This is a genomic window from Saccharomonospora saliphila YIM 90502 (genome assembly GCF_000383795.1).
Classification (GTDB): Bacteria; Actinomycetota; Actinomycetes; order Mycobacteriales; family Pseudonocardiaceae; genus Saccharomonospora; species Saccharomonospora saliphila.
Genome location: NZ_KB912687.1, coordinates 16715 through 23875, shown reverse-complemented (window position 1 = coordinate 23875; position 7161 = coordinate 16715). Strand labels below are relative to the sequence as shown.

Sequence of the window (7161 nt, the reverse complement as noted above, 5' to 3'; positions counted from 1 at the left end):
CGCGGCCGCACGGCGGTCGCGGTGGCGCCGAACCACTGCGGGCGGCCTGGCGGCCCGCCGACCAGCGTTCCGCGCAGCAACGGTCACAGCCCACCGGACTACGCCGCTTCACCTCCACCTACGGCTGGCGGGCGTATCTGGTACCGGTGCTGCTCGTCGTCACCGCGCTGGTGGTCGTGGACACCACTCGCGGGTCCGGCACCTCGGCCCAGGGCGGCGCGTCCTCGGATGGCAGCGCGGCGAGCACCGGCGTCGGCACGGAGGCCCCCGTCGCCGAGGAGAACCCCGCGGAACAGGTCGATTTGGACATCCCGACCGCCGAACTGCCGCCGGGCGGCCCCTACACCGAGTCGGGACGGGGCACCTGGCACGTGGTTCCGCTCAAGGGAGACGACGCCGGTGAGCGAGCCGGTGACGCGGAGCCGCTCTACACCTACACCGTCGAGGTCGAGGACGGGATCGACCCGGCCAGTTACGCGGGCGACGACAGCTTCGCGACCGCCGTGGAACGCACGCTGTCGGACCCGCGTAGCTGGACCGGCACGGGCGAGGTCTCGCTGCAGCGGGTCGACGCCAGTGCTCCGGCCCCGGACTTCCGCGTGAGCCTCACCACGCCCGAGACGACCAAGCGCCCCGACATCTGCGGTGCCTCCATCCCGTTCGAGGCGTCCTGCCGCAATCGCGAGGCCCCCGGTGGCGACCGGGTCGTGATCAACCTCGCCCGCTGGGTGCGCGGGGCCCTCGCCTTCAGCGGCGACATGACCGGGTACCGGCAGTACGCGATCAACCACGAGGTCGGCCACGCGCTGAACAACTGGCACGAGGGCTGCCCCGAGGACGGCGACCTGGCGCCGGTGATGATGCAGCAGACCTTCGGCGTCTCCAACGACTACGTGGCGAAGCTGAACGACCGTCAGGGTGGCGACAACTCGGTGCCCGCCGACGGCAAGGTGTGCAAGCCCAACGGCTGGCCCAATCCCCAGGCCGAGAAGGACTGAGGCTGCGGAGCTCGCGGCGTCCACCATGTGGACGAGGGAAGAGCGGGCCCGCGATCGCGGTTATAGATAGTACAACCGCGACACGCGCGAGATGGAGGATCCATGTCAGCCACGCTGCCGCCGCTCGTCGAGCCGGCCGCCGAACTCACCAAGGAGGAGGTCGCGCGCTACAGCCGCCACCTCATCATCCCTGACGTCGGGATGGACGGGCAGAAGCGGCTGAAGAACGCGAAGGTGCTGGTCATCGGCGCGGGCGGCCTGGGTAGCCCGGCGCTGCTGTACCTGGCGGCGGCGGGGGTCGGCACCCTCGGGGTGATCGACTTCGATGTCGTCGACGAGTCGAACCTGCAACGCCAGGTCATCCACGGACAGTCGGACATCGACAAGCCGAAGGCCGTCTCGGCCAAGGAGTCGGTCGCCGAGGTCAACCCGTACGTCACCGTGCGGCTGCACCAGGAGCAGTTGACCAGCGACAACGCGCTGGACGTCTTCCGCGATTACGACCTGATCCTGGACGGCACGGACAACTTCTCGACCCGGTACCTGGTCAACGACGCGGCCGTGCTGCTCGGCAAGCCGTACGTCTGGGGCTCGATCTTCCGGTTCGAGGGCCAGGTCAGCGTTTTCTGGGAGGACGCGCCCAACGGCAAGGGCCTCAACTACCGGGACCTCTACCCGGAGCCGCCGCCTCCGGGCATGGTGCCCTCCTGCGCGGAGGGTGGGGTGCTCGGTGTGCTCTGCGCCTCGATCGGGTCGATCATGGTCACCGAGGCGGTGAAGCTGATCACCGGGATCGGCGACCCGCTGCTCGGCAGGCTGATCAGCTACGACGCGCTGGAGATGCGCTACCGCGAGGTCAAGATCCGCAAGGACCCGGAGACCCCGAAGATCACCGAGCTGATCGACTACGACGCGTTCTGCGGTGTGGTTTCGGACGAGGCGCAGCAGGCCGCCGCCGACCACACGCTCACGCCCGCCGAGCTCAAGGCGAAGTTCGACGCGGGTGAGCAGTTCGAACTGATCGACGTCCGCGAGCCGCACGAGTACGAGATCGTCAACATCAAGGGCGCCAAGCTGATCCCGAAGGACCGCATCCTGTCCGGGGAGGCGCTGGCCGAGCTGCCGCAGGACAAGCCGATCGTGCTGCACTGCAAGTCCGGCGCCCGCTCGGCGGAGGCGCTGTCCGCGCTGCACAAGGCGGGTTTCGCCGACGCCAGCCACCTCGGCGGCGGCGTGCTCGCCTGGGCCAACCAGATCGACACGAGCCTGCCCACGTACTGAGGCCGCCGACGGCGCGACCTACGGGAGAGCCTCGCCACCCGCCCACGGTGGCGGGGCTTTTCTCGCGTGTGCCCGGCACGCGCCGGAGCGGCTCCCGGGCGCGCGGCGTTGGCCGGGGTAACGTCGGCGCGTGGGTCTCGGGCCTCCACCGGAGCACGTGTGCCGGGCGTTCGGGTTCAGCGTCGACGACGCTGAACCGCTGCGTGGTGGGCACGCCTGGCGCTGCGGTGAGGTGGTCCTCGAGGGCGCGCACGAGCGCTCGTACGCGGTGTGGCTGGCCTCCACGATGACCGCACTCGATGAGGCCGTCGATCCCGCCGAGCTGCGGGTCGCCCGCCCGGTGCGCTCCAGCGACGGCCGCTGGGTGGTCGGGGGCTGGCGTGCGCGCAGGCACCTGTCCGGCGCTCCCGATGAGCGGGGCGAGCAGAGCGTGCTCACCGCCGTCCGGCTGCATCAAGCCATGGCGACGCTGCGCCGTCCGGAACCACCGTCGGTGCCGGACGCGGTTTTCGCCACCGCCGAGCGTCTGGCCTGGGGCGAGCGCTACCAGGCGCTGGACGAGTCCCGGGGTGGCCGGCTCTTCGAGATTCTCGCGCTGGCGTGCAGGCCGACGGCGCTGCCGCCCGGGCTCGTCCACGGCGCGCTGTTCGGTGCGCTGCTGTTCGACGACGCCGGGCCGCCCGGCCTGGTGGATTTCGTCCCGTGCTGGCGTCCCGTCGAGTGGGGGGTGGCGCTGACGGCCGTGGACGCGCTGGTCGCCGGTGCGGACAGCGAGTTGCTACGCCGCTGGGCGCACCTGCCCGAGTGGCCGCAGCTCCTGCTGCGGGCGGTGCTGTGCCGACTGGCCGAACACGCGCTCGACCCGTACTCCCCGGCGAGCAGGCTCGACGACCTCCGCCGAGCCGCGAAAGAGGTCACCCAGCTCCTGTAGACAGGCCCCCGCTCCGCCCCGCGAGTTGCCCTTCCCGGCGCGCGAGTTGCCCCTTGTGCCTCGCGAGTCGCCCCTCGTGGCGCGCCCCTCGCCTCGTTCCGGGTCCGCATGCCCCTTCCTCTCACCGCACGTGGTTGTCCCCTCGGCGAGGGAGTCACGACAGCAACGGGCAACTCGCGGGTCGGGAAGGGGCAACTCGCGTATCCGGGAGGGGCAACTCGCGGGGCTGGGCGCACACCGGTCTCGCGGTCGGCGGGAGCACCCGGTAACACCGGTGCAACGTCGCGCACATGGCGTGGACACGCGCACGGCACAGCATGAGGGGCAGTCGTCGTCACGGAGGTTGCCTCGATGAGTCGAACGCTGGTCGTCGTCGGACACGGCATGGTCGCCCACCGGCTGGTGGAAGCCGTCCGCGCCGACGACGCCGATGGGACGTGGCGGATCGTCGTCCTCGCGGAGGAGCACCGGCCCGCCTACGACCGCGTCGGATTGACGTCCTACGTGGACACCTGGGACGCCGAGGCGATGGTCTTGCCCGGCGCGGCCTACACCGAGGAGGAGACCGTCGAGCTGCGGCTCGGCGACCCGGTCACCGAGATCGACCGGGACGCCCGGCGGGTACGCACGGCGTCCGGCTACGTGCGGGACTACGACGCGCTGGTGCTGGCCACCGGCTCCCGGCCGTTCGTGCCACCGGTGCCCGGGCGGGACTCGCCAGGGTGCTTCGTCTACCGCACGCTCGACGATCTCGACGCCATCCGCGACGCCGTGGAGCGGGCCCGCCGCGGCGTGGGCAGGCCCGCCGCCGCGGTCGTCGGAGGCGGCCTGCTCGGGCTGGAGGCGGCCAAGGCGCTGCGCGACCTCGGGTTGTCGCCGCACGTGGTGGAGATGGCACCACGGCTGATGCCGTTGCAGGTCGACCACGGCGGCGGGGCGGTGTTGCGGCGGCTGATCACCGAATTGGACGTCACCGTGCACACCGGCACGTCGACCGAGGCCATCGAGACCGACGGGCCACGGCTGCGCGCCCGGCTGGACAACGGCACCGAGCTCGACGTCGATCTGCTGGTGTTCTCGGCCGGGGTACGACCCCGGGACGAATTGGCCCGCGCGTGCGGTCTCGCCGTCGGCGAGCGCGGGGGTGTCCTGGTGGACTCCTCCTGCCGGACCAGCGACCCGGCCGTGTACGCGGTGGGGGAGTGCGCGGCGCTCGACGGCCGCGTCTACGGCCTTGTCGCGCCGGGCTACTCGATGGCCGAGGTGGTCGCCGCCGACCTGCTGGGCAGGCAGGCCGAGTTCCCCGGCGCGGACACGTCCACCAAGCTCAAGCTGATGGGCGTGGACGTCGCCAGCTTCGGCGACGCGCACGCCACCACCGACGGCGCGCTGGAGGTGGTCGTCGCCGACGCGGTGGCGGGCACCTACAAGAAGCTCGTCGTTTCCGACGACGCCAGGACCCTGCTCGGCGGCGTGCTCGTCGGGGATGCCACCGAGTACAACCTCCTGCGCGGTCTGGTCGGCTCCGAGCTGCCCGCCGATCCCGCCGCGCTGCTGGCCCCGGAGAACAGAGGCGGCGCGGTCGGCGTGGACGCGCTGCCCGACGCGGCGCAGGTGTGTTCGTGCAACGGCGTCACCAAGGGCGAGCTGACCCGCGCGATCGTCGACGACGGGTGTGACAGCGTGTCGGCGCTGAAGGCCTGCACCCGGGCGGGCACGGCGTGCGGCTCCTGCGTGCCCATGCTCGGCACGCTGCTGTCTGCGTGCGGGGTCGAGCAGTCCACGGCGCTGTGCGAGCACTTCAGCCAGTCGCGGGCGGAGCTGTTCGAGATCATGCGGGCGACGCGGATCACGACATTCCGCGAACTGATCGCCCGGCACGGCACGGGACGGGGGTGCGCGGTCTGCAAACCGGCCGTGGCCTCCATCCTCGCCACGCTGGGCAACGGGCACATCCTCTCCGGCGAACAGGCCGGGCTCCAGGACACCAACGACCACTACCTCGCCAACATGCAACGCGACGGCACCTACTCGGTGGTGCCCCGGGTGCCCGGCGGGGAGATCACCCCGGACAAGCTCGTGGTGCTCGGCGAGGTCGCCCGCGAGTTCGGGCTCTACACCAAAATCACCGGAGCGCAGCGGATCGACCTGCTCGGCGCGCGGGTCGAACACCTGCCGGACATCTGGCGGCGGCTGGTGGACGCCGGGTTCGAGTCCGGCCACGCCTACGGCAAGGCGCTGCGCACGGTCAAGTCGTGCGTGGGCACGACGTGGTGCCGCTACGGCCAACAGGACAGCGTCAGCCTGGCGGTGGAGCTGGAGCTGCGTTACCGGGGGCTGCGCTCGCCGCACAAGCTCAAGGCGGGGGTGTCCGGATGCGCCCGTGAATGCGCGGAGGCACGGAGCAAGGACTTCGGCGTGATCGCCACGGAGAACGGCTGGAACCTCTACGTCGGCGGCAACGGCGGCGCCTTGCCCCGACACGCCGACCTGCTGGTCTCCGAGGTGGACACCGAGACGCTGGTGCGGCTGATCGACCGGTTCCTCATGTTCTACGTGCGCACGGCCGACCGGCTGCAGCGCACCTCCGCGTGGCTCGCGGAACTGGACGGCGGCCTCGACCACCTGCGGTCGGTGATCGTCGACGACAGCCTGGGTATCTGCGCCGAGCTGGAGGAGGCGATGGCCGAGCACGTCGCCAACTACACCGACGAGTGGCGAGGCGTGCTGGCCGACCCCGACAAGCTCGCGCGGTTCACCAGCTTCGTCAACGCGCCCGGGGTGGGCGACCCGACCGTGTCGTTCCAGGTGGAACGCGACCAGAACGTTCCCGTGACCCTGCCGATGCCGGAGGTGGTGACCCGATGACCGGGGCCAGGGCGACGCCGGGTGACACGGCTCCGACGGACCCGAGGCGGACCGGCACGGTTCCGGTGGCCCCGACGTGGGCGGAGGCGTTCGCGCCCGGAGACGGGGGCGACTGGACCGCCGTGTGCGGGATCGACGTGGTGCCGCGTGGCGACGGTGTGGCCGCGCTGCTCGACGGCGAGGTGCAGGTGGCGATCTTCCGCACCGACGACGACACCGTCCACGCACTGTCCAACATCGACCCGTTCAGCGGGGCGGCGGTGCTCTCACGCGGCATCGTGGGGGAGCACGCGGGAGTCCCGGTCGTGGCCTCCCCGGTGTACAAGCACCGCTTCGATCTGCGCAGCGGGGTGTGCCTCGACGACGAGAGTGTGCGGGTGCCGACCTTCCCGGTGCGGGTGGACGGCGGGCTCGTCCACGTCGGCGCACCATGACGGGGATCGCGCCGCTGGCAGGGTTCGCCATCGGCGTCACGGCCGCGCGCCGAGCCGGAGAGCTGGGCTCGCTGTTCGTCCGCCGGGGCGCGACCGTCCGCTACGGACCGGCGATCCGGATCGTGCCGCTGGCCGACGACACCGAGCTGCGCGCGGCGACCACGGCCCTGCTCGATGCGCCGGTCGACGTCGTGGTGGCGACCACGGACATCGGGTTCCGGGGGTGGATCGAGGCGGCCGAGAGCTGGGGCCTTGGCGAGCCCCTGCTGGAGGTGCTCTCGGCCGCCACCGTGCTCGCGCGCGGTCCGAAGGCCGGTGGCGCGGTGCGCGCCGTCGGGCTCGGGGACACCGTCGTGCCCGCCTCGGAGAGCGGCGCCGAGCTGGTGCGGTACCTGCTCGATCAGGGCGTGACCGGCCGCCGGATCGCCGTGCAACTGCACGGACAGCCGCGGCGCGACGTCGTTGAGGCGCTGCGCAGATCCGGTGCCGAGGTGGTGGAGATCCCGGTCTACCGCTGGGTCGGCCCGGCCGATCCCGCGCCCCTGGACCGGCTCATCGACGGGGTGCTCGACGGTTCGATCGACGCGCTGCCGTTCACCAGCGCGCCCGCCGCGGCGAGCACGCTGGCCCGCGCGGAGCACACCGGACG

6 protein-coding genes are annotated in these 7161 nt (G+C 71.9%); all 6 read left to right on the top strand.

Annotation, left to right across the window (positions count from 1 at the left end; translation table 11 throughout):
- Window positions 1-998: DUF3152 domain-containing protein (locus SACSA_RS23055; RefSeq protein ID WP_019816579.1), on the top strand; the 998-nt coding region annotated here is incomplete at its 5' end.
- A 102-nt stretch (window positions 999-1100) separates the two neighbouring features.
- A complete protein-coding gene (gene moeZ, locus SACSA_RS0114270) occupies window positions 1101-2279 on the top strand; it encodes an adenylyltransferase/sulfurtransferase MoeZ (RefSeq protein ID WP_019816578.1) in 1179 nt (392 codons plus the stop codon).
- Between the two features lie 130 nt (window positions 2280-2409).
- The gene (locus tag SACSA_RS0114265) at window positions 2410-3210 is read left to right on the top strand and encodes a TIGR02569 family protein (RefSeq protein WP_157596892.1); all 801 of its coding nucleotides are present in this window, start codon (window positions 2410-2412) and stop codon (window positions 3208-3210) included.
- Window positions 3211-3561: 351 nt separating this feature from the next.
- On the top strand, window positions 3562-6078 hold the full coding sequence (nirB, locus tag SACSA_RS0114260; protein WP_019816576.1) for a nitrite reductase large subunit NirB: 2517 nt from the start codon (window positions 3562-3564) through the stop codon (window positions 6076-6078).
- A gap of 65 nt (window positions 6079-6143) precedes the next feature.
- Window positions 6144-6512, top strand: coding sequence for a nitrite reductase small subunit NirD (gene nirD, locus SACSA_RS27050; RefSeq protein ID WP_048876823.1), 369 nt, complete (start codon window positions 6144-6146; stop codon window positions 6510-6512).
- A partial coding sequence (locus tag SACSA_RS0114250) for a uroporphyrinogen-III synthase (protein ID WP_019816574.1) occupies window positions 6509-7161 on the top strand: 653 nt, incomplete at its 3' end. The genes nirD and SACSA_RS0114250, both read left to right, overlap by 4 nt.

Bases quoted from the DNA above. Each gene is read 5' to 3' on its own strand.
- nirB (WP_019816576.1), top strand. From the start codon at position 3,562: ATGAGTCGAACGCTGGTCGTCGTCGGACACGGCATGGTCGCCCACCGG.
- moeZ (WP_019816578.1), top strand. From the start codon at position 1,101: ATGTCAGCCACGCTGCCGCCGCTCGTCGAGCCGGCCGCCGAACTCACC.